We start from the raw sequence: 21,645 nt of genomic DNA on the forward strand, positions 1-21,645 counted from the left end.
CGGCCGGTCAGGGGCTCGCGGACAAGGTGAGCGGACCCTCCTTGCGAAGCTGGCACTCACATGGCTAGAAGTCTCGCGGAATTTTGGTCACTCAAGGTGATATGAAGGACGCCTGCTTGAGGCATATTTCGGGCGTCTGCCAGGCGAAACGGCAGATTGCCGAAGAATGGGCGTCTGGGACTGTCTGTGACGATCACCGACCGATTGGTGGTGTCCACGGAACAGTCACGGAACAAGTCCGGAGCGCGAACGTGCCCCCGGACCTGGTGTTTCATCCGAGGGCACATCCACCGTACCGCGCCTAGTCGAGGTCATCGTCTAGGAACATCTCGATCTTGCGATTCGCCGTCGACCGGGTTCCGTGGACGAACTTCGCGTAGACCTTCGTCAGCATGTCCACCGTGTGCCCCGCCCGGTCCGCCACGTCAGGGAGCGGTACACCGGCCGCGATCCACGACGAGACGGCAGCGTGACGTAAGTCATATGGGCGTCCGGCCAGCATCGAACCCGCCAGGCGAGGCGGCAGACCCAGCAGCCGAGCCCGGCGCCAGATATCCGTGTACGAAGCGTTACTGATCGGGGCACCGTCCTTGCCCCAGAACAGCCGCCCGTCCGGCCCGGTCCCGACCTCGTCCAAATGATCGAGGAAGAGCCGGACGAGTACTGGCGGGATCGGCACAGTCCGGGTCGCCGTGTCCGCCCGATGCTTCAGCGATCGAACTTGGTACGTCTGTCCGTCGTCGCTGTACCGCGCTGCTGACCGACCGAGCGAGTTTGGAAGCACAAGCGCGCCCCATCCGGTCCGAGGCAACTCGCAATGTTGCTCCGCCAGAAACCGAGCCTCGCTCGGACGGATACCGCCGTAGTAGAGCGCCGCGAAGAACGGCCGCCACGATCGGTTCCGGCCGCGCGGCCGGACGTAGCTCACTGAGGCAAGCAGCTCCCGAGCCTGAAGCGGGTTCACGACGACGCCGGGGTCAACGGCCTGCACATCCCGGAACTTGACCAGGTTCAGCCCAGAGAACGGGTTCTTACCGAGATACGTCTTGTCGACCGCGAACCCGAGCGCCTGCACAAGCGCGCCCTTCCTGGTGTCCACCGTGCTGTTCGCTGCTCGCTTGCCGTCCAGGTTGGTCCGAAGCGCTCGCCCGACCTCTGTCACGCCGTCCTGATCGGCCAGTTCGACGACCTGACGCGAATGGTCCGCAAGCCACGCCGCAAGCTCCAGTCCCTCCGGTGTCGGTTCAATGGTCGCCCCGTCCGGAGGGAGCGCAAACGTAGTCAGCAAGCGCCGAATCACGGCAGGTTCAGCGTCCGGTTCCTCCGTCAGAAACCCTTGTACCGCAACGGCTAACCCGTCGACAAGACGCCCGCGCGAGTTCGGTGACAGGTCGGGCCAAACGTGATTCAGGTACTCACGGGCGACCCGGAGCAACGTCGGTGATCGCTCCTTCCGGTACATCGACTCCGGAAGCCCGGTCTCGATATCGAACGCCTCACCGCGGTTCATGGCCTGTTGGAGCTTGGACAGCTCGGCCTTAGCTAAAGCCTTGGTAGTGAACCATTGTGAGTGCTCTCGACCAGCAGTGATCCAGCGGACGCCGTAGGGACGTCGCCGTTTCTTGCCGGTCTTGTTATCTGGCGGCCTAGTGGTGACTTCCCACAGTCGGACCTGATGCGTCGGTTTCATGCGGCGCGCTCCTGCCTGCCGTTCAACCACTCACGCACCGCCGACAGTGCGAACCGCAAATGACCATTGGGCAGCTTGATCGCAGGAGGAGCCGTGTTGATCTCCCGCCACTCATAGAGCGTGTCCCGGCTGATGCCGAGGAAATCGCAGAGCTCAGGAGTGCTGAGAAGGGTGTCCAGTCGTGCAACGTTGTCGTTCATGTCGTCCCCCAAAGTCAGGCAGCGAGCGGAGTTGCCGAAAGATCCGGCGGACTCTGCGCAGCCAGTAGTGCTTTGTCGTACTCGGCTTTCCAGGTGATGCGTTCCGAGATCGCGTGCATCACCAGGTGGTCCCGAGGTGGCACGGACGGATCCCCGGAGTCGACCTTGCGCCAGACCAACCGAGCCGGGTCCGGTGCCGGTTTCTCGATCCCGACCGCCGCCAGCGCCTCCAGGACGAACGCCTTCCGGTCCGCCTTGTGGTCGACGAGCGTCTTCCCCGACCACTTGCGCGACACCAGCACTCGTCGACCTGGCAGACCGAGCGTGGTCCGCCGGTGCGCCCTTCCTTTGCAGTGCCCTGGTGTGGTCTTTCCGTTGGCGCCCTTGGGGTTGATACCGTAGAGCAGCCACACCGCGCAGCGAGGCGAGCAGGGTGTCACCGACAGTTCCGCGTGTAACCGGTCGTGGTGGTCTTTCTGCCGGGTGGTGTCGGCTTCGACGACCTCACCGGTGGATTTTGTGAGGTACTTGGTCAGGTAGCCGATGTGCCGTCCGGCTTCTTCGGTGCCGCCGAGGATGCCCTTGGAGTGGACCTGTCGCCCGAAGGTGACCACATGCGCTGGGGCTTCCACGGCTTCTATCGCGTCGTCCCAGGCGGTCAGTGGTTCGCGGGTGTCCGGGTCGACGAACACCCGGCGGTCGCCGTCCCAGAGCGGCATCCGGTCCACGTAGACCACTTCGTCGTGCGCAGGCCACCAGACCTGGTGATAGGTGGCTTCTGTGACTTGGCGGATGACGTCGTGCGGAACCGAACCTCGAATCGCCGCATGCAGGTGCGGAGCCGCCCGCCGTTGAGGCTCCACGGTCGCGAAGTACTGCGCGTCCCAGCCCACGACCCGCCGCAGGTTCTGCCACCACCGATCCACCAGCGCCGAGAAGTGCACCGCATCCCGAGCCGCCCGCCTGTAGTTATAGGTCGACGGATCGACCGGGGCACCATCCGACCGAACGGGGCCGTAGGTGTCGCAGGTGAGCGTGACGAACATCGACGGCCGAAACCGCCCCGCGTACTCACGGCCCACAGTGGTCTTCGCGACCTTGCGCCGAGGCAGGTTCGGCGCGTCCTGCCGCCGCTTCGTCGACCGCTTCACCGCCCTCTTGGCCGGGAGGTCGATCGAGGGGAGATGGCCGCGCATCCCAAGTTGCCGAAGTTCCTCATCGACACTCTGGATCTCTTCCCTCAGCTCCTCGGCCTCCGCCTGGTCGCTCACTTCCCGGTAGGCCGCAACCAGGTCGGCCCGGAAAGCCAGTAGCTCCGTCTGTGTCTCGCTCGGTGGCTGTGCGGTGAAGTCGGGTTCTTCGGTCATGTGCCAGCCTTCGCGGCACTGGGCCTGTCGCAGCGCCTTCGCCTTGCGGGCACAGGGCAGGCAGACCGATTCGACCGTCGAGCCGCAGGGAACGGGGACGTAGCGGAGTTCTCCGGTGTCGGTGTCGCCGACCTCCATTGTGAACGGCCGGACGCAGACGCCGTGCTTCTCAGCGGTCGCTTTCACCACGTCTGACGCCAGGGGCTCCCGCATCCGGGCTGCCCGGGTTTTGGCCGGCATGGTCACCGCGGATTCCTCGGTACTCATCAGGCCGCCACCTCCCCGGGTGTGTTCCACTGCCGCAGCACGAACACCGGCATCTCCTGCCGCATCCCCGCAGGCAGATCAGGGAACGTGGCTTCGTCGAACCAGACGCCGCCGTAGACGACCACGGGGATGCCGCAGGGAGTCCGGCCGCTGAGTTCCAGGTGCACCGACCCGCCGCCCGCAGGACGCCACAGCGAGGCCGTCACGTCGTCGAGCGAGGCGGCCCAGGTGAGCAGGCCACGGGCGACGTCCTCCAGGCGGTCGGAGTCGAGTTGCACCGTGATCGGATCAGGACCCACCCCCACCCGGACCGAAGCAGCCGGAGGCAGGGCGAACGAGTCCAGGTGGTCGCGGATCGCGTCGAGGAAGACCATCAGCCGATTCATGCCGCCCTCCCCTCGGAGATGATGTGAGCGCCGCCGTTGGTCACGTAGGTCTCCAGGGCCTTGATCTCCTCGTCGGCGACCCATCCGGCCCGGACGCGCAGGGGTTCGCGGACGCCTTCGCCCCAGACGTAGCCGACACCGGCTTCGGAATCGCCGATGCGGTTCGCCCACGCGCCTCGTTCGTACGCGCCGTCGCCGAGGACCATGCCGACGTGGGTCTTGGAGGTCACCCGCAAGCACACGCGGCGCGGGAACAGCTCACGAACCGGGACGGTGTCCTTGGTGGGTTCCTGGACGTAGCCGCGCACCGTGATTCCCAAGGCCCTGCCTTGTGTGGTGAGGAGCGCGACTTTCTCCACGATCGCGTCTCGGGTCTTGCGGTCGGTGTACTTGGTCAGCGCGCCGATCTCGTCGAACTCCAGAACCTCTAGCGGATGCTCGACGCTGATCGGGATCATCCGCACGCGTCCGGCGAACTCGTGTTTGCGGCCTTCCATCTCCTCAAGCAGGCCGTCGAGGAGTTCGACCGCCTGCTTACCGGTCACCGCGTACCGGGCGAAGATCCCGCGCCCGTAGGCGAGTTCCATTCCCTTGGGATCGATGCCGGACACCCGGATCACACCGGACCGGATCGCAGGTGCGGCCGACACCAGCGGGCACCACATCACCGAGTTCTTGCCCGATCCGGTCGCGCCAGCGGTCAGGCAGTGCGCACCCGAGCCGACCAGCGGAACCCGCCAGTCCGAGCCGTACTCCGTGGTCCCGGACCACACATGCCGCAGATCCACACCGAGCCCATCGGGCGACACCAAGTCGGGAACCGGCAGGGAAGTCACCGCGGATTTGAGTAGGTCACGGCGCTGGAAGTCGATGGAGACCACGTTGGGCTCCAGTTCCCGCACCTGACACCGCTTGACCTTGCGCGCCACCGCCAGCGCCCGAGCGGCCTCGTCGAAGTCCTCGGGCTTCTGTCCCGGAACGAGCTGAACCCGCACCTCATCCCACGACGGCCCCGATCGGACCTTGAGCACCTTGGGCACCTGAACGGCCCGTGATGCCGACGCGGCCTTGCGAGACAGCAAACGTCGACGGCCGACCAAGTTCACCGTCACTTCCACCGGTAGCGTCTCGTCCCGGATGCTCAGCCCGCAGGCGTGCAGCCAGGCCGGGAGCTTGCGCGCGTAGACCGCCCACCGCATCCACCAAGACCGGAGGAACCGGCCGCAGTGGTGGTCATAGGACACCACGTCGAGCAGCCGCCACGACGTCAGCACGGCAATGACCGAACTCGTCACGACCGCCAGGGACAGCCACCCGAGGCACTGCCACCACGCCAAGACCGCTACCACGGTGAGGCTGGTCCGCCAGCGCGTGACGACTTGCTTTCCCAGCCACAGCAACGATTTCAGCAGCCACCAGAGGGCGATGAACACCAGTGCGGCCGCCGCCAGGACTTCCAAGATCGTGGCGAGCGCGCGACCGATCTTGTGCAGCAGCCACACCACCACGCCGAGCACTCCGCCGCCGACGAGAAGGACACCGATCCCGTTCATCGACGACCACCGCCGGTCAGGTCCAGCGGAAGCATTCCCTGACAGGGAGCGCATTCCTTCTCGCCGGGAAGCAGCTTCGCGAACCGCTTGCAGACCGTGCAGCGCGTTCGGGTGATCCCGTCTAGCGCCCGCTTGTTGCCATCGTTTAGCGTTGTCATTGTTCACTTCCAGAGGTTGTGGACAGCGCAGGAGCGGCAAGGTTGGTAGCCGGATTCCGCTTCTGCGCCTTACAGGACAAGAAAAGCGTTTGAGGACGTGTTCGTACGCCGCACGTCCCCACGTGCGTTTTTCGCTCTGTCATTCAGTTCTTAGCTGGCTTTCGACTTTCCCTCTTGGATCTTCTCGGCCACCTCCTCGGCCTTGCGTTCCTCGTAGCCGACCCAGTAGCGGAGTTCGTGGTGGTGACCTCGGTCCACATCGGACACAGCGCGGTACATGCGCGCGTTCTCCTTGTGGAATTTCAGCCACGTCGCCAGGTTCGAACCGGGCTGTGGACGACGAGCGGAAGCGACGGCGTGCGCGTCCGCCAGCGTCTGCGGCTCATTCCGGCCCGGGGTCGTCACCGCACACCTCCTCGGCCGTCGCGTGCTTGCCGAGGAACACGGCCAGTTCGTCCGCGCTGTCGCGGATTTGGCGAAGGAGCCGGATGAATTCCGGCCACTCGGCCGGGTCGGACGGCGGCAGGATCGCCAGGCTGTCCGGATCGAGGTAGATCACCAGGGCCGGGTTCGCCGAACCATTGCCCTGCATCCCCGCGACCGCCTGCGGCCCCGGCTTCCACATCGCGTTGAACGCCACGGCCTTGTCCCTCCTCACTGTGAGCGCGGATCTCCCACGACCGCGCGTTCTCCTCGAATCCCTCAGCCGCCGCTGTCACGGCCGCGAGCACCCACCACGGCAACTGGCCTTCCGAAGCGAGGTCCCGCCAGGCCGACGCCACCGCGAGGGAAGCAACAGCCAGGTCATGCGCCGCCACGGGGTCGACCGCGTGCGCCCGCAGAGCGCCGTAGTGGTGGTAGGCCATCTCCCACGCCTGGACCAGGTGCGGAGGAACCACGGCCACACGGTGGCTCCCCGGCACCCCGCCCGGCATCACGCAGCCTTGGGCGTCGACTCAGCGGAACCTGAGGCCCGGCCCGACTTCGACGCACCGCCCGAAGCAGCGGCCTTGAAGCCGGTCGCGCGGAACGTGTAGGACTGGTACTTGAACTCGCCCTGACCGGCCACCTTCGGCTCAGCCGTCAGGCCCTCCAGTTCGATCGGCCGCATACCCGGCAGCACCTCCGACGTGGTCGGCACCGGCTGCACATCGGCCAGCAACGTGATCTCGAACGACGCGCGCTTCGCCTTGACCTCGTCCGGGTCGGTCACGGTGACCTTCCACTGACGCTTGCCCGTCACCTCGTCGACCCGCTGCCGAGCCGGACGACCCGCAGCCCGGTCCTCTCGCGACTGGTACTCGTTGTCCGGCGACACCTCACCGACCATGACCAAGCCCTGACCGAACGCGTCGTCGAAATCGATGGGGAACCGGAAACCCTTGTAGATAGCCATTTTTGCTCCTGTGTGTGATCAGTCGTTCTTGCGCGTGACGGCGTCGTCGGCAGCGTCGGACCATTGGTCATGGAAGGAAGAGGAATGCGAGCGCGTGCGGTGCTGGGTTTCGCACCACTCGCTGAACTCGCTGGCAGCGGCCGCGAGACTCTGCGCGAACCGTGCGGTGTCCATCAGGCCGCCGATACGGGCGGGCACCTGGACGATGAAGGAGGTCTCTTCGCTTCCGGCGACAAGCTGACGAACGCCAGGAGAGGGTGAAACCACCGCCGCGCCGTAGCCGACGAGGGGCTGAATCACCACGTGAATGCCCATGTGTGCTCTCCCGATGTCTCGGTCTCGGCGAGCCCGGTCGGGCGCGCTGAACACAGGAGACACCCAGTGAGGAGCCTCACCCCGGACAAACTGTCCGGGTAGGTACTAGCGGGGGAGAGGAACGGCCTCGTTCACCGCGGAAAGCACCTCTGACCAGGGCAGCTCACGGCCCGGAGCGCTCCGCGGTTCATGCAGCGGCCACACGTCGTCCCCGTACACGAGTCGCACGCCAGCACGCCGCAGCGCGTTGATGTGGGTTTCCCAGGACGGGTGACGAGCGTGCGCGGCGTTCACGCGCGGGAAGACGACGACCGGCAGGTTCAGGGTTCCGATGGCCTCGTTGACCTGCGTGAGGGCTTGGTTGTCGGCGATGCCCATCGCGAGTTTGGCGACCATGTTCGCCGAGGCGGGCGCGACCAGGTAGCAGTCCGGGGCGGGATGCGGGCTGGTTTCGGCCGGCGTGCGGGGCTCGACCCGGACCGGCAATCCGGTGGCTTCCTCGATCTCAGCGCGGCCGCCGTTCTCGTCCAGCCAGCGCCCAGCCGTAGGGGTCAGGGTCACCGCGACCGTCCAGCCGTCCTCTTGGAGGGGCTGGATCACGCGCGGGAGAAGGTCCTCAACACCACCAGCACCCGAGCCGACCAGGCCCAGAACACGCGACGCCACCCGACCTACCTCACCGCGCCGCAGCGCTCAGCCAACGCCAACAAGGGCGAGGACTTCTTACCAGCCGTCGCCGGGGCACGGCGATACATCGACCGCACGACCTCCCGCACCGCCGTGCTGTGTCGGACGATCCCCGGTGCCTTCTGTTCCGCCGTCAGCAGCGCCGACAACGCCTCGTCATCCTTCGCGACCAGGCTCAACGCCCGCGCGAAGTCGATCAAGTGCGTGACCTGCCGCTCCACCGGCAGATGGTCGACGCTGATCCTCGGAGCCGACTCGATCACCTGCGAGATATCGCCGAGATCCAGCGCGGCCGACAGTCGGTGTAGCTCGACGTTGGCCGGGCCGAACCCGGTCTGCCAGTGGTTCGCGTCCACGCCGAGCTGATCAGCCGCGTGGCCTGCGTGAGACAGCAGCTCGTTGGCTGTCGCTCGGTCTTGTTGCCGGGCAGCGGCGACGGCCGTCCGCAGGTAGAGCATCCCGTAGAGGCTCAGTGCCGCTGGATCACCGTCGCGCATCCTCGGGACCAGCCACTTCGCGGCGACGTCGCCTAGCTCAAGCGCGTCGTCGAACCGGCCGACGGCCAGGAGCGCGTGTGTGCCGGAACGGGCAGCGGAGGCCAGGACCAGCGGGTCATCCGCTTCGTCGGCCGCTTGCATGGCGCGTTCTGCCGCGATCCACGCGAGGTCGGCTTCACCGATCTTGCTCAGCGTGGTTGCGGCCAGGTGGTGGACGCGTGCCGACACCGCAGCGCAGGCCCGCCGGTAGGCCGCGTCATCGGCCGAGGCGGACTCCATGCCCTGACTGGTCTTGATCAGACCCGGCAGAGCCGCGACGACGCGACCGAGGTCGCCCTTCTGATAGCTGGACCACGCACCTTCCACGAGCTGAGCCACCGGGGCCGGGTCGATGTACTCCGGCGACATGGCCGAAGAGAACAAGGTGCGGGACAGGCGCCTCGGTGCCATCAGGGCATCGCGGATGGCCGGGACGTCGTCGTTCTTGTCCTCGTCCTCCATCAGCACCGGTTCGCCGAGAAGGTCTCCCAGCGTCACCCGCAGGCCCCGCGCCACGTCGGCCAGCACGTCCAAGCGCCGGATCTCGCGTTCCCCGCGCTCGATCTTGCTCAGCCAGTCCTCAGTGCGGCCCACCAGATCAGCAAGAACCGCCTGCGACAGACCACGCCGCCGCCGGTAGAAGGCAATACGCTCCCCGATGCTGAGCTGATCACCCGCGCCACGCATGCCCTCAAGGCTAACAGCAGGTGACTCTCGGCGGCGATCGAAGATTGTCGCTATGCAGTCAAAACTAACGCTAATAGCTCGCCTTGCGAAGCGCTGGAAATTTCGCGCAGGACTTATCGTCAAGCTCGGTCAAATATGCGCGCCCAACTCTGACGATATAATCCATTGATTTGTATCCTGAATGAAGTTGTCCGCCTTCAACTATGAAATCAAGGTTCTTGTGAAGATTTGACTCTAGGGACATTTGGCTAGAGAATTCCCGCTTCTGAAACTTGGTCAATCTCCCCGCTCCATGCGCCATGGAATTCCTCAAGTCTGCTAAGGAGAACAACTCCTGTTCGCGGTCCGGGCTGACCCATACGCCAAAGCTCTTGAGCCACTTCTTGCGTTCTGGCCATGATTGATAGAACTGGCTACCCACCGACTTTACCAATTGGGCGCCAAAGCCAGTGCTTTTTAGTGAGGAAAGTTCTATTAGATCTTCCAGGAGGTGGTCGGTAAACGTTTCAACCTCAGTTGCTATTGCTAAACTGAGTGCGCCGATGGGCATCTCGCTGCTTGCTTTTGCAACGTACGCTAGATGGCCGATGCGTTGAAGTGACAACTCGGCACGTCTGCTTAATACTTCGTCAGGCTCCACCGTTTTCGCCCCACTTGTAGGCTGGGTTCATAAGTCGCGAGTCTCCTAGAATGGCTTGACCCACTGGACTCTGTAGCTTGACCTTCATGCGACCGGCTGCGGCGGCGATAGCGGGCCTGGTCATTCCTGAGGCGCGACCAAATAAGCGCGCAACTTCTGATTGGTCGATAGACTTCCAGCCGCTCAGGGTCCAGGCCGCTTCGGATCGGACTGTTTCGTGTCGGTCGTTAGCCAAAGTCTTGGTCCAGTCGATGGCCCACCGGCCTGCCCCTTGACTGGGGACTGTCAGTGAGTCTGCTGTGTGAAGTAGCCAGATCTTTGCCCAAGCGCTCTGTCTGCCCATCGAAGCTAGAGTCCGAAGTGACTTCCAATTCTCCTCAACCTCATTCTGGCGAGACATAAGATAGCGGCAAACGCTGTCGAGTCGAATGGGCATGCGAAAAACGATTTCCTTTAGGATGTCGTCGTCCAGTCTGTCGACGTGTCGCGACAAGAGCGTCAATGCGTTCCCTATGTGCTTTGCATGCAAGGTGGTTGCTGTCGTATTCCGTTTCCGGTACCACTCGTCGACTATGTACCACATGGCGCCACGTATTACGTCCAATGTTCCCTGGGGAATCTCCACGCTTTCGGGTTCTCCATATGGGCCAAAAATAAAGTCGACGGTGGGGGTTCGTGCCATATCGAAGTGCTTGTTGAGAAATTCTGCCTCCTCCTGGCGGCTGCCAAGAACTGTATGGGATCGGCGTATGTTGGTCTTCTCTGTAGAGAGTACGAGTCCCAGTGTTCGCGCACGCTCGGCTACGACCTCAATTATCTGATTTGCGTCGCTCCAGCTTCCGGTCATGATCTTAAAGTCGTCGGCAATTCGCGAGACGCGGTAACCTTCTCGTGCAATCTCTCGCTCGATAACGCTGAGGTATATGTCGGCTAGGACGTCACTCTGTGGGCTTAATTGCGGAAGCCCTCGCGGACGCTCCATGATTTCGCCGAGAAGGGAGGTAAGCGTCTTTATCTCTGCGACATCTGAGCTTTCCATCGAGAGTTGCCTGGCGAGCGAGTCATGCTCAACGTATTCGTAGCAGGAGGCTATATCGATGTCGACTAGATAAAAGTCATCGGTGCTCCCAGTGGGAACACCGAACTGTTCATGACTTGTCCATTTATCGTTGGTGCGATCGGAAACATTCGACTCTTTCGTCAAAAAATCGACCAAGGAATTGTAGAGTGTTCGAACTGTTGGTGATGTCATGGTTACGGGTCTTGCGCCAAATCGGCGGCGGGGCATCGCCAAAACTTCAGCCGCTATTGGGTATCCCATTCCGGCCTGGCTGTGTACGTGGTTGGCTAATGAGCTTACATCCTTCGATAGGCAGCGATCCATGACCAGCGGTGGAAACCGGTCAAAATGTCCATTGGCGACCTTTTCGGCGCTAGCTTTGATTTCTAATTTTCCGAGAGTCTCTTCGGAGGCCTTCAATCGAGGTCCCTTTCGTTCGTGATGTTTGCGAGGCGTCGTTTGGTCAGATGGCCGCGACACCTGCCGAACTTGGCTCTATGGGATCAAGGCGCCGCCGTCGGCGGCGCGTACGTCACCTCGCGTTCGGCGGGCTCGCCCGAGAGGCGACACGGACGGCCTGCCGCTCCGCTTCGGCCGCCGGTCGCCGGGCGGCCCGCCGGAAGCTCGGCCAGGTGCACGCACCGCCGACAGCGGCGCAGACGTCGAACCACATGAGGCGAACGTCGCGGCGAAGTCGATCAGCGTTACGGCACGCGTCCCCTTCGGCGGCCATCCCTCGCACGCGATCCTTTAACCCCGACCCGCCGCCATCAAGGGCGCCTACGGCGTCGCTTCGCGATGAGCTTCGCCCACCCTTGACACCGTCGACCCGGCGCTAACGATGGCAGGGGCGAGGAAGACGGAGGAGGAGAGCCGCCGCTCATCTGTGACCGTTCGCAGCCCAGTCAGGAGCATGGCGGCAGACGCTCAGGAGCGAGTAGGAGACCGGCAGACAGCGGGCCGAGGCTGCTCCGGCAGTGGGCATACTGACTGTGAGCAGGCGAGCGCGATCGAGAGCGGCACGGAACCCTGACGGAACAAAACGGCCGGTCAGGCGCCCGGAGGCAAAGTTTCCGCAGGGTGAGGGGGCCCTCCTTGCGAAGCTGGCACTCACATGGCTAGAGTGCTAATTGCACGGCCCGAACACGCCCCGGCACCCGCGACGGCGGGGGTGGTAGGAGCCGTAACTCATCCTGCCAACGCTTTCGACGACCGTGGAGGTCAACCCGGTGAGCGTGAACATCAAGCCGCTCGAGGACAAGATCGTTGTCCAGACGAGTGAGGCCGAGGAGACGACCGCTTCCGGCCTCGTCATCCCCGACACCGCCAAGGAGAAGCCCCAGGAGGGCAAGGTTCTGGCCGTGGGCCCGGGCCGCATCGACGACAAGGGCAACCGCGTCCCGCTCGACGTTTCCGTCGGCGACGTCGTCATCTACTCCAAGTACGGCGGCACCGAAGTGAAGTACAACGGTGAGGACTACTTGATCCTTTCCGCTCGCGACGTGCTGGCCGTCATCAACTGACGTCCGCTCTCAGCGCATGACGCCCCGGGCCCCGCATTGCCGGGGAACGGGGCGTTCGTGTTTTCCGAGCTTTAGAACTGGAAGGTAAGCGGAACAGGCCATGCCCAAGCAGATCAGTTTCGACGAGGACGCTCGTCGCGCGCTCGAGCGCGGGGTGAACAAGCTCGCCGACGCGGTCAAGGTCACCCTCGGCCCGCGCGGTCGCCACGTCGTGCTCGACAAGAAGTTCGGTGGCCCGACCATCACCCTCGACGGCGTCACCGTCGCTCGCGAGATCGAGCTCGACGACCCGTTCGAGAATCTCGGCGCCCAGCTCGCCAAGAGCGTCGCCACCAAGACCAACGACGTCGCCGGTGACGGCACCACGACCGCGACCGTGCTGGCGCAGTCGCTGGTGAAGGTCGGCCTGCGCAACGTCGCCGCCGGTGCCAACCCGACCTCGGTCGGCCGTGGCATCGAGGCCGCCGCGGAGAAGGTCATCGCGGTGCTCAAGGAGAAGGCGACCCCGGTCAAGGGGCGCGACAACATCGCCCAGGTCGGCACCGTCACCTCGCGTGACGCGGCCATCGGCGCCCTGCTCGGCGAGGCCGTCGAGCGGGTCGGTGAAGACGGCGTCATCACGATCGAGGAGTCGTCCACGCTGGCGACCGAGCTCGTGATCACCGAGGGTGTCCAGTTCGACAAGGGCTTCCTGTCGGCGCACTTCGCGACCAACCCGGAGGAGCAGAAGGCGATCCTCGAGGACGCCTACATCCTGCTCGTCCGCGAGAAGATCTCGGCGCTGGCCGACCTGCTCCCGGTGCTGGAGAAGGTCGTCGAGGCCAAGAAGCCGCTGCTGATCATCGCCGAGGACGTCGACGGCGAAGCGCTGTCCACCCTCGTCGTGAACTCGCTGCGCAAGACGATCACCGCCGTCGCGGTCAAGGCGCCGTTCTTCGGTGACCGCCGCAAGGCGTTCCTGGACGACCTCGCGGTCGTCACCGGTGGTGAGGTCATCTCGGCCGAGATCGGGCACAAGCTGTCCGAGACCACGCTGGCCCAGCTGGGCAACGCCCGCCGGATCGTCGTCACCAAGGACGACACCACGCTCGTCGACGGTGCCGGCACCAAGGACGACATCGCGGCGCGCGTCGCGCAGATCCGCAAGGAGATCGAGAACACCGACTCCGACTGGGACCGCGAGAAGCTGCAGGAGCGGCTGGCGAAGCTCGGCGGCGGTGTCGCGGTGATCAAGGTCGGCGCGGCCACCGAGACCGAGCTGAACGAGCGCAAGCACCGCATCGAGGACGCCGTGGCTTCGACCAAGGCGGCCGTCGAAGAAGGCATCCTGCCCGGCGGTGGCTCGGCGCTCGTGCACGCGGTCAAGGCGCTCGACGGTGGCCTCGGCCTCGAGGGCGACGAAGCGACCGGTGTGCGCATCGTCCGCGACGCGCTGACCGCCCCGCTGTTCTGGATCGCGACCAACGCGGGCCACGAGGGCGCGGTCATCGTGAACAAGGTCCAGGAGCAGAACTGGGGCCACGGCTTCAACGCCGCCACCGGTGAGCTCACCGACCTGCTGGCCGCCGGCATCGTCGACCCGGTCAAGGTGACCCGGTCCGCGGTGGCGAACGCCGCTTCCATCGCCCGGCTCGTGCTCACGACGGAGAGCTCCGTCGTCGAGAAGCCGGCCGAGGAGGAGCCCGCCGCGGCCGGTCACGGCCACGCGCACTAGTTCCACCCTGAAGCGGGGCGGTACTCCAGTCGGAGTGCCGCCCCGTTTTGCTTGCCCGCCCTTCCCCAGCCCGGATCGCGTTTAGCCCGCTAACTGCGATCCGGCCGCGTGGGGGTGCGACCGCGGGCAGGGCGACTTTCGCGGGCTAACTGCGATCTGACGGGCCCCCGGCGCCGACCTGCGTTTCGCGGGCTAATCGCGATCCGGGGTCGCGCGGGTGCCCGGCCGCGCCGACCTGCGTTTCGCGGGCTAAACGCGATCCGGGGCCCGGAGATGCGGAAGGGCGGCACCCCACCCGGATGCCGCCCTTCCGCGTTGCCGACTCGGCCGGATCAGCCGTTCGACATGCTCAATGTGCGTTTGTCCGCCTTGATGATGTGCTCGCGTTCCGATTCCGACAGCCCGCCCCAGATCCCGTACGGCTCGTGCACGGCGAGTGCGTGGTTCCGGCACATCGCCAGTACCGGGCAAGCCAGGCACACGGCTTTGGCCCGCGCCTCGCGACGGGCTCTGGCCGGCCCGCGCTCGCCGTCAGGGTGAAAGAAGGACGCGCTGTCCATGCCTCGGCACGACCCTTCGAGCTGCCAGTCCCATACATCCGCGTTGGGCCCCGGGAGCCTGCGTGTGTCCGCCATCCTGACCGCCTCCGTCATCCGGTCGAAGCGTTTACCTGCTCTGCTGCGCTGCGGATACTCCATTCGGTGCAACGGCGGTAACGTTAGAAGCGCGCCAATACTTGTTCAAGAGATTCAAGACGATTCAGCCGTTAGGCATCCCCCGGATGTGTGAGCCGTACTTTCCGCTCCGGTTGCCCCTGCCCCGGCCTGCCTGGATATTGGGTCGAGTGGGATCTCGGACCAGCAGTGAAGAACCCACCCTGCCGGTGGCCTCCGTCGCTCGCCGGCTCGGGGTCGCACCGTCCACCCTGCGCACCTGGGATCGCAGATACGGCGTAGGACCGAGTCGCCACACCAACGGCCGTCACCGCCGCTACGGCAGCTCCGACATCGGCCGTCTCGAACTGATGCAGCGAGCCCTCCTTCGCGGCGCCTCGACGGCCGAAGCGGCGAAGTACGCGCTCGAGCAAATGCCCAGGACGGCGACAGAGCCTCAGGAGACCGCCGTCGTCCAAGTGGCGGAGCAGACCACCGCACCGGCCGCGGAGGACCACGACGTCCCGTCCCGCCTCGCCAGACGTTTGAGCACGGCCGCGCTCGCGATGGATTTCGGGGCGGTGCAGCGCATGCTCGCCGACACGATCCGCGAACTCGGCGTCCTGCCCGCCTGGACGGGCGTCGTGTCGCCGGTGCTGACCGCGCTCGGCGCGCGCTGGCGCGGCGTGAGCGCCGGTGCGGAGGTCGAGTATCTGCTCGCCGAATGCGTGTACGCCGCCCTCGTCCGCGCCACGCCGGTGCTCCGCGAACCGCGTAACCAACGACCCGTCCTGCTGACCTGCGTCCCGGACGAGCGCGACAACATGCCGATGTACGCGCTCGCCGCGGCACTGGCGGGACGCCGGATCGGCACCCAGCTGTTCGGAGCCTCCCTGCCTGCCGAAGTGCTCGCCGTGACCGTCCGCCGCAGCGTCCCGGCGGCGGTCGTCCTGTGGTCCGGCCGTCGTGCGACCGCGGACCCGCGCCTGTTCGCCAGGGTGTCCCGCGGCCGTCAGCGCAGCAGGCTGTTCGCGTGCGGTCCCGGCTGGGATCCCGCCACCCTCCCGGACAAGATCGAACTGCTCGGCGAACTGACGACCGCAGCCGACCGGATCGAGCACGTTCTTGTCGGTGCGAGGCGATAGAAAGGACGCATGGAATCGTCCTTGCGGTCCGCCGCGTTCGGTGACGGCGTGCCGCCGCCGAACCCGTTCGCGGTGCCCGCGTCGCCTCGCGGACGGCTGCTCGCCGCGATCGGGCTCGGAGCCCGCGGCCGGTACGCGGCGGCGGCCACGCTGCTGAACGGGTTGCGCGCGAGCGGCAGCCCGGTGTTCGCGTCGCTGGCCGCGAGCACGCTGGCATCGCATCGGCGGCAGCTCGGCGGGCACGCGGCGGCCCTCGTCCTCGACGGCGAGGCGCTCGCTCTGGTGATCACGGAGCCGCAAGGTGAGCCCGACCCCGACGGTCTGGACGCCGAGGGAGCGCGTGCGGACGCCCTCCTGGGGCTCGCGGCGGACAACCTCGGGCGCGGCAGGCTGACCGCGGCCCGGCGGTTGCTCGCGCGTGCGGGCGTGCACTGCGGCAACTGGCGGACCCGGACCAGGGCCGGTTGGGTGGGCGCGGAAATCGAACTGGCGGGTAACATTTCCGGGGCGGCCGTCGCGCCCGCGGAAATGGCGTTGGAAACCGCGCGTGCCAGGGGCGCGTGCCGACATGTCGTCAAATCGAGCCTTGTACTCGCCGTGACGATCGCGAATCGCGGTTCCGCTGAGCGGGATCGCGCGAAAGCGCTGGTAGAGAGCGCGCGCGAAACCGCCGAGAAATACGAATTCAATTCACTTCTGTGGGTGGCGTGCCTGCTCGAGGCGGACTTCGGGGCAGGACACGCCGATGAGTATCGATCCAGAAGTGCCGAACTGTTGCACGCAGTGTTACGGCATGCGGATCCTTGCGGGAGGTGGCTTGCCCGGGAATCTCCGTGGGTCCCCCTCTGAGGGCGTCTAGCCTGTTGGAGGGCCCATTCCGGCAACCGGGCTAAGAACTTTCAAAAAAAGCCACCGGATCGTGTCAAGGTTCGGGCTAAAGCGTCCGATAGGGGAAGTGGAATGTCACCCGGCTGCAGGAAGGAAACCCCGTGACGACGGTCTTGATCTGCGACGACCGACGCAGTGTCCGCGAAGGGCTCACTCGAGTGATGTCCGCGGTCCCAGGGGTCAGTCGCATCGACTGCGTAGCGCACGGTGACGAGCTGCTGGCCCGGTACTCCCGTCAGCCGGTCGACGTCGTGCTGGTGGGAACCCAGCGCGCTGTCCCGACTGGCGTCGAAGCCACCCGGCGGCTCGTCTCTGCGAACCCCCAAGCGAACGTGATCGTGTTCGGCGCCCCGGACGACGCGGGCAGCATCGCCGCCGCCATCGCCGGCGGCGCGCGCGGCTACCTGCGCTGGGACGCCTCGCGTCCCGAACTGGTCGCCGCACTGGCGCACACGCTCGCCAGCACCTCGGTGCCGGCGCCGCGCCAGCCGTCCGACCCCGGTGTCCAGCTCACCGAGCGCGAGCTCCAGGTGCTTCGCGGGATGAGCCAGGGCAAGAGCAACGGACAGATCGGCCGCGAGCTGTACCTGTCCGAAGACACCGTGAAGACCCACGCGCGCCGCTTGTTCCGCAAGCTCGGCGTTCGTGACCGCGCACAGGCGGTCGCCCACGGATTCCGCCGTGGACTTGTTTCCTGACAACGCTTTCCTGATTTCATCGGTCAGATTGCACAACGGGTGACGAACGGGCCGGGGGAGTACCCCTGGCCCGTACCTGTGTTCCCTGTCACGCTTCGCGCATTTATGTTCGACGCTCAGGCACTCTTGCCCGAGCGAGTCCGCCTCCGGGCGGACCGTCGTACCCCACTGCGTTCCGGCTCGTTGAAAGTTCGACTACGAGCGAAGGGAACCAGGAAGACCCGGGTTCAGCGCGCTCGCCGGAAGGGCGGCGCGCCGATGACGGCCGTCAGTGAAGGCGGCGGACCCGGGCGGTACGGTAGCTGTCACCGGTAGTGGTCTCCGAAGTCACGCGCCGGACTCTTTGCACGCCTATACGTAACACTGGGACTGTTGTCTGCGATGGCCAATGTGGGGGACGGACTGGATGAGCCGGTCGCCGCTGCTGTTGAGGGTGATCCTCAAGCGGTCGAGCGGTTGCTGGCGGCCATCCGTCCTTTGGTAGTGCGGTACTGCCGCGCTCGGGTTGGCAGGCAGGAGCGTTCGTTCGCTTCCGCAGACGACGTTGCTCAGGAGGTGTGTCTCGCGGTGCTCACGGCATTGCCTTCGTACCGTGATCAGGGCCGCCCGTTCCTGGCCTTCGTCTACGGGATCGCCCAGCACAAGGTGGCCGACGCGCATCGCGCCGCGGCCCGCAACCGCGCCGAGCCGGTCGCCGAAGTCCCCGACGAGGTCGAGGGCGGCGTCGGTCCCGAGCAGCGTGCTCTCCAAGGCGAGCTGAACGAGCGCATGTCGCAGCTGCTGCGCGTCCTTCCCGACAAACAGCGTGAGATCGTGGTCCTGCGGGTTGTCGTGGGATTGTCCGCCGAAGAGACGGCAGAGGCCGTGGGGTCCACCCCCGGCGCCGTCCGGGTGGCCCAGCATCGCGCCCTCGCGCGCCTACGTAAGGTTCTGGCCGCTGAGGAGGTGATCTGAGTGACCGATCGCGACCGTCGGTTCTCCCCTGGGACCGATCGTGAACTGACGGCTTTCGAAAGAGGGCTGACGCCCTCGGAAGCCGAGTTCGCAGCTGATCTCTCGGCCGTCCAGGCCGACGACGCGCTGCTCGACGCTCTCGGCGGCTCGGATCCGAAGATGGCCGACGACCTCGGCGATCAAGAGCTCAACGCCCTGCTACTGGCCTGGCGGCGCGACATCGACAGCGAACCGCTCGCGGAACTCGTCGACGTCGACACCGCCGTCGTCACCGTGAAGAGCGCCGCGATCGCCCGCAAACACGGGGGAAGACGCCGGCTGCTGGTCCCGGTGGCCGCCGCCGCGGCCGTCCTGGCCATCGCCTTCGCCGGTACCGGTCTCGCCGCGAAGGACGCGCAGCCTGGTGACACTCTCTGGGGCCTGACCAAGGTGCTTTACGCCGACCACGCCCGGTCGGTCGAGGCCGCCGCAGCGGCCAAACTCGATCTCGAGAAGGCCAACCTCGCGCTCGCCGGCGGGCGCCTCGACGACGCCCGCAAGGCGCTCGACGAGGCTCAGGCCGCGCTGAACCAGGTGACCGACGAAGAAAACCGCGATCAGCTGCTCCAACAGCACCGTCAGTTGAGCGCTCAGCTGCAGAACCCCGGGCAGCAGCCGCTGCCGCCGGATCAGCAGCCGCCGACGCAGACTCCGGTCGCGACCACCCCGCAGCCCACCACGCAGCCGACGGCTCCGCCGACTTCGCTGCCGGGAGGCGGCAACCCCGGCACGAGCCTGCCGGGCACCACGACCCCCTCGCCGACTCCGCCGACCACGACCAGCGAGCCCCCGCCGCCCACGACGTCGACCACGCCGCCGGCCTCGGGCAACGACCCGGGCGGCTCGCGGAACGAGCCGTCGCCGGGCGCCGGAGCGCAGGCTCCCGCGGGCGCGGTCGAGACGCCGTAACACCCCAGAACGCCGAAAGGGCCTGGTGAGATCCCTCTCACCAGGCCCTCTCTCTGTCCGGCTCAAATCGCGTTTAGCGGGCTAAACGCGCTCAGTAGGCGCTCTCGTTGGCCGTGACACCGTCCGCGAAGCCGCGGCAGTAGTCCCAGCTCACGTAGTCACCGGGGTTCGGATCGAACGCGGGCTCGTGCGGCCGCATACGGCCGTCGGCGAGCAGTTGCTCGAGACTGGCGCGCAGCAGATGCCAGTCGTGGTAGTGGGGTTCGTCGCATTCACCGCAGTCGACCACGATCCCGCGTACTCCGCGCGGTTCGAGAAGCGCCTGGTAGACGGCGAGATCGGAGAGGTCGGCCAGCAACTCGGTGCGCTCTTCGTCGCTGATCGGCTCGTCGAGCCGGTCGGCGTCGTCGATGAACGCGCGGGCCGGGTCGTCCGGGTCATCCGCGAACGGGTCTGGGGGCAACGCATCTTGCGGCACGCCTGCACGCTACCGGGCGCCCACCCGGGCCGGGCGGCCGCCCGGCCCGGATATCATGAGGGGCAGGCCCCCGCCACGAGGCCACCAGCCACGGCGGCTCCCATTTATCACCGCTAGGAAGGCCCTACGCCTGCTATGACCAGCGACAGCGTCACCGCCCCCGTCCCGAGCAAGTTCGCCATGCTCGGGCTGACCTTCGACGACGTGCTGCTGCTGCCGGCCGAGTCCGACGTGGTGCCCAGTGCGGTCAGCACCCGCACCCGGCTCTCGCGCAACGTCACCCTGAACATCCCGCTGGTCTCCGCCGCCATGGACACCGTCACCGAAGGCCGGATGGCCATCGCGATGGCCCGCCAGGGCGGGATGGGCGTGCTGCAGCGCAATCTCCCGATCGACGACCAGGCGGCCGCCGTCGAGGTCGTGAAGCGCTCCGAAGCGGGCATGGTGACCGACCCGGTCACGTGCTCGCCCGAGGACACCCTCGCCGAGGTCGACGCGCTGTGCGCGCGGTTCCGGATCTCCGGCGTGCCCGTCACGGACGCCGCCGGGACGCTGGTGGGCATCATCACCAACCGCGACATGCGGTTCGAGGTCGACCACACCCGCGCGGTGCACGAGGTGATGACGAAGCCGCCGCTGGTCACCGCGCAGGTCGGCGTCACCGCGGAGGCCGCGCTCGGGCTGCTGCGCCGCCACAAGATCGAGAAGCTGCCCATCGTCGACGGTGCCGGCAAGCTGCGCGGGCTGATCACGGTCAAGGACTTCGTCAAGACCGAGCAGTACCCCAACGCCTCCAAGGACACCAACGGCCGGTTGATCGTCGGTGCCGCCGTCGGGGTCGGCCCGGACGGGCACAAGCGCGCGATGGCGCTGGCCGATGCCGGGGTGGACGTGCTGATGGTCGACACCGCGCACGGGCACTCCCGCGCCGTGGTCGAGACCGTCGCGCTGCTGAAGAAGGAACTGGGCGAAACCGTCGACATCGTCGGCGGCAACGTCGCGACCCGGGCCGGCGCGCAGGCGCTGGTGGACGCGGGCGCGGACGGGATCAAGGTCGGCGTCGGTCCCGGTTCCATCTGCACCACCCGCATCGTCGCCGGGGTCGGCGTGCCGCAGATCTCCGCGATCTACGAGGCCGACCAGGCGGCTCGCCCGGCCGGGATCCCGGTGATCGGCGACGGCGGCATCCAGTACTCGGGTGACATCGCGAAGGCGATCGCGTCCGGCGCGTCCACGGTGATGCTCGGCAGCCTGCTCGCCGGCACCGCCGAATCGCCCGGTGACCTGATCCTGGTCAACGGCAAGCAGTTCAAGACCTACCGCGGCATGGGCTCGCTGGGCGCCATGCAGTCGCGCGGCGAGGCGAAGTCGTACTCGAAGGACCGCTACGCCCAGGACGACGTGCTGAGCGAGGACAAGCTGGTCCCCGAGGGCATCGAGGGGCGGATCCCGTTCCGCGGGCCGCTCGCGAACGTCGTCCACCAGCTGGTGGGCGGGCTGCGGTCGGGTATGGGCTACGCGGGTGCGTCGACGATCCCCGAGCTGCAGGAGGCGCAGCTGGTGCGGATCACCGCGGCCGGGCTCAAGGAGAGCCACCCGCACGACATCACCATGACCGTCGAGGCGCCGAACTACACCACCCGTTAGTCCGCCCCTTAGGACACTTACCCATCCGGTTCCGTTCCCGGGAGACTTGGCCCGC

The 21,645-nt window shown here is 66.4% G+C and carries 23 protein-coding genes; 8 read left to right on the forward strand and 15 right to left on the reverse strand.

Annotation, left to right across the window (positions count from 1 at the left end; translation table 11 throughout):
* Positions 1-301 precede the first annotated feature (301 nt).
* The 13 genes from AORI_RS44695 to AORI_RS82745 form a co-directional block, all read right to left on the reverse strand.
* On the reverse strand, positions 302-1,690 hold the full coding sequence (locus tag AORI_RS44695) for a tyrosine-type recombinase/integrase (RefSeq protein ID WP_043847890.1): 1,389 nt from the start codon (positions 1,688-1,690) through the stop codon (positions 302-304).
* On the reverse strand, positions 1,687-1,890 hold the full coding sequence (locus AORI_RS44700; protein ID WP_016331149.1) for a helix-turn-helix transcriptional regulator: 204 nt from the start codon (positions 1,888-1,890) through the stop codon (positions 1,687-1,689). Before AORI_RS44700 ends, AORI_RS44695 begins: the two co-directional genes overlap by 4 nt.
* Before the next feature lie 14 nt (positions 1,891-1,904).
* On the reverse strand, positions 1,905-3,524 hold the full coding sequence (locus AORI_RS44705; RefSeq protein WP_016331150.1) for a replication initiator: 1,620 nt from the start codon (positions 3,522-3,524) through the stop codon (positions 1,905-1,907).
* Positions 3,524-3,910: a hypothetical protein gene (locus tag AORI_RS44710; protein WP_016331151.1), complete on the reverse strand. Its 387-nt coding sequence runs from the start codon at positions 3,908-3,910 to the stop codon at positions 3,524-3,526. Before AORI_RS44710 ends, AORI_RS44705 begins: the two co-directional genes overlap by 1 nt.
* Positions 3,907-5,463, reverse strand: a complete 1,557-nt coding sequence (locus AORI_RS44715; protein WP_016331152.1) for an FtsK/SpoIIIE domain-containing protein — start codon at positions 5,461-5,463, stop codon at positions 3,907-3,909. The genes AORI_RS44710 and AORI_RS44715 overlap by 4 nt, the downstream gene beginning before the upstream one ends.
* 308 nt (positions 5,464-5,771) lie before the next feature.
* A complete protein-coding gene (locus tag AORI_RS44720) occupies positions 5,772-6,026 on the reverse strand; it encodes an AMED_5909 family protein (RefSeq protein WP_016331153.1) in 255 nt (84 codons plus the stop codon).
* The gene (locus AORI_RS44725; protein WP_016331154.1) at positions 6,004-6,261 is read right to left on the reverse strand and encodes a hypothetical protein; all 258 of its coding nucleotides are present in this window, start codon (positions 6,259-6,261) and stop codon (positions 6,004-6,006) included. The genes AORI_RS44720 and AORI_RS44725 overlap by 23 nt, the downstream gene beginning before the upstream one ends.
* Positions 6,262-6,555: 294 nt before the next feature.
* Positions 6,556-7,017 (reverse strand): hypothetical protein, encoded by a 462-nt coding sequence (locus AORI_RS44730; RefSeq protein ID WP_016331155.1) that lies wholly within the window; start codon positions 7,015-7,017, stop codon positions 6,556-6,558.
* 18 nt (positions 7,018-7,035) lie between these two features.
* On the reverse strand, positions 7,036-7,332 hold the full coding sequence (locus AORI_RS44735) for a hypothetical protein (protein ID WP_016331156.1): 297 nt from the start codon (positions 7,330-7,332) through the stop codon (positions 7,036-7,038).
* Positions 7,333-7,437: 105 nt separating this feature from the next.
* The gene (locus AORI_RS44740) at positions 7,438-7,998 is read right to left on the reverse strand and encodes a flavoprotein (protein WP_043847891.1); all 561 of its coding nucleotides are present in this window, start codon (positions 7,996-7,998) and stop codon (positions 7,438-7,440) included.
* 5 nt (positions 7,999-8,003) lie between these two features.
* On the reverse strand, positions 8,004-9,242 hold the full coding sequence (locus tag AORI_RS44745; RefSeq protein WP_043847892.1) for a helix-turn-helix domain-containing protein: 1,239 nt from the start codon (positions 9,240-9,242) through the stop codon (positions 8,004-8,006).
* A 70-nt stretch (positions 9,243-9,312) separates the two neighbouring features.
* Positions 9,313-9,882: a hypothetical protein gene (locus AORI_RS83220; protein WP_123798266.1), complete on the reverse strand. Its 570-nt coding sequence runs from the start codon at positions 9,880-9,882 to the stop codon at positions 9,313-9,315.
* On the reverse strand, positions 9,872-11,362 hold the full coding sequence (locus tag AORI_RS82745; RefSeq protein ID WP_123798268.1) for a reverse transcriptase domain-containing protein: 1,491 nt from the start codon (positions 11,360-11,362) through the stop codon (positions 9,872-9,874). Before AORI_RS82745 ends, AORI_RS83220 begins: the two co-directional genes overlap by 11 nt.
* A gap of 809 nt (positions 11,363-12,171) precedes the next feature.
* On the opposite strand from AORI_RS82745, the gene groES reads away from it, so the two are divergent.
* Both groES and groL read left to right on the forward strand, forming a co-directional pair.
* On the forward strand, positions 12,172-12,465 hold the full coding sequence (groES, locus tag AORI_RS44750) for a co-chaperone GroES (protein ID WP_007031106.1): 294 nt from the start codon (positions 12,172-12,174) through the stop codon (positions 12,463-12,465).
* Between the two features lie 100 nt (positions 12,466-12,565).
* A complete protein-coding gene (gene groL / locus AORI_RS44755) occupies positions 12,566-14,179 on the forward strand; it encodes a chaperonin GroEL (protein ID WP_016331159.1) in 1,614 nt (537 codons plus the stop codon).
* Positions 14,180-14,511: 332 nt separating this feature from the next.
* On the opposite strand, the gene AORI_RS44760 is transcribed toward groL, so the two are convergent.
* Complete coding sequence (locus AORI_RS44760) at positions 14,512-14,832, reverse strand: WhiB family transcriptional regulator (protein WP_007031108.1); 321 nt, start codon at positions 14,830-14,832, stop codon at positions 14,512-14,514.
* 230 nt (positions 14,833-15,062) lie between these two features.
* On the opposite strand from AORI_RS44760, the gene AORI_RS44765 reads away from it, so the two are divergent.
* From AORI_RS44765 to AORI_RS44785, 5 genes are all read left to right on the forward strand, one after another.
* Positions 15,063-15,977, forward strand: a complete 915-nt coding sequence (locus tag AORI_RS44765; RefSeq protein WP_016331160.1) for a MerR family transcriptional regulator — start codon at positions 15,063-15,065, stop codon at positions 15,975-15,977.
* 9 nt (positions 15,978-15,986) lie between these two features.
* Entirely contained in the window at positions 15,987-16,826 is an 840-nt protein-coding gene (locus AORI_RS44770) for a hypothetical protein (RefSeq protein ID WP_016331161.1), read from the forward strand.
* Between the two features lie 140 nt (positions 16,827-16,966).
* Positions 16,967-17,563 (forward strand): response regulator transcription factor, encoded by a 597-nt coding sequence (locus AORI_RS44775; protein WP_003073605.1) that lies wholly within the window; start codon positions 16,967-16,969, stop codon positions 17,561-17,563.
* Between the two features lie 381 nt (positions 17,564-17,944).
* Positions 17,945-18,517, forward strand: coding sequence for a sigma-70 family RNA polymerase sigma factor (locus tag AORI_RS44780; RefSeq protein ID WP_026467317.1), 573 nt, complete (start codon positions 17,945-17,947; stop codon positions 18,515-18,517).
* Positions 18,518-19,465 (forward strand): anti-sigma-D factor RsdA, encoded by a 948-nt coding sequence (locus tag AORI_RS44785; RefSeq protein WP_016331162.1) that lies wholly within the window; start codon positions 18,518-18,520, stop codon positions 19,463-19,465.
* A 91-nt stretch (positions 19,466-19,556) separates the two neighbouring features.
* On the opposite strand, the gene AORI_RS44790 is transcribed toward AORI_RS44785, so the two are convergent.
* Positions 19,557-19,943, reverse strand: a complete 387-nt coding sequence (locus AORI_RS44790) for a DUF5319 domain-containing protein (RefSeq protein ID WP_005166667.1) — start codon at positions 19,941-19,943, stop codon at positions 19,557-19,559.
* A 135-nt stretch (positions 19,944-20,078) separates the two neighbouring features.
* Between AORI_RS44790 and guaB the strand changes: the two genes are divergently transcribed.
* Positions 20,079-21,590 (forward strand): IMP dehydrogenase, encoded by a 1,512-nt coding sequence (gene guaB / locus AORI_RS44795; RefSeq protein ID WP_016331163.1) that lies wholly within the window; start codon positions 20,079-20,081, stop codon positions 21,588-21,590.
* The last annotated feature ends 55 nt before the right edge of the window (positions 21,591-21,645 follow it).

Source organism: Amycolatopsis keratiniphila (genome assembly GCF_000400635.2).
In the GTDB taxonomy this organism is placed as follows: domain Bacteria; phylum Actinomycetota; class Actinomycetes; order Mycobacteriales; family Pseudonocardiaceae; genus Amycolatopsis; species Amycolatopsis keratiniphila.

Bases quoted from the DNA above. Each gene is read 5' to 3' on its own strand.
- guaB (WP_016331163.1), top strand. From the start codon at position 20,079: ATGACCAGCGACAGCGTCACCGCCCCCGTCCCGAGCAAGTTCGCCATG.
- AORI_RS44700 (WP_016331149.1), bottom strand. From the start codon at position 1,890: ATGAACGACAACGTTGCACGACTGGACACCCTTCTCAGCACTCCTGAG.
- AORI_RS44760 (WP_007031108.1), bottom strand. From the start codon at position 14,832: ATGACGGAGGCGGTCAGGATGGCGGACACACGCAGGCTCCCGGGGCCC.
- AORI_RS44705 (WP_016331150.1), bottom strand. From the start codon at position 3,524: ATGAGTACCGAGGAATCCGCGGTGACCATGCCGGCCAAAACCCGGGCA.
- AORI_RS44735 (WP_016331156.1), bottom strand. From the start codon at position 7,332: ATGGGCATTCACGTGGTGATTCAGCCCCTCGTCGGCTACGGCGCGGCG.
- groL (WP_016331159.1), top strand. From the start codon at position 12,566: ATGCCCAAGCAGATCAGTTTCGACGAGGACGCTCGTCGCGCGCTCGAG.
- AORI_RS44745 (WP_043847892.1), bottom strand. From the start codon at position 9,242: ATGCGTGGCGCGGGTGATCAGCTCAGCATCGGGGAGCGTATTGCCTTC.
- AORI_RS44780 (WP_026467317.1), top strand. From the start codon at position 17,945: ATGGCCAATGTGGGGGACGGACTGGATGAGCCGGTCGCCGCTGCTGTT.
- AORI_RS44770 (WP_016331161.1), top strand. From the start codon at position 15,987: ATGGAATCGTCCTTGCGGTCCGCCGCGTTCGGTGACGGCGTGCCGCCG.
- AORI_RS44710 (WP_016331151.1), bottom strand. From the start codon at position 3,910: ATGAATCGGCTGATGGTCTTCCTCGACGCGATCCGCGACCACCTGGAC.
- AORI_RS44715 (WP_016331152.1), bottom strand. From the start codon at position 5,463: ATGAACGGGATCGGTGTCCTTCTCGTCGGCGGCGGAGTGCTCGGCGTG.
- AORI_RS44695 (WP_043847890.1), bottom strand. From the start codon at position 1,690: ATGAAACCGACGCATCAGGTCCGACTGTGGGAAGTCACCACTAGGCCG.
- AORI_RS44730 (WP_016331155.1), bottom strand. From the start codon at position 7,017: ATGGCTATCTACAAGGGTTTCCGGTTCCCCATCGATTTCGACGACGCG.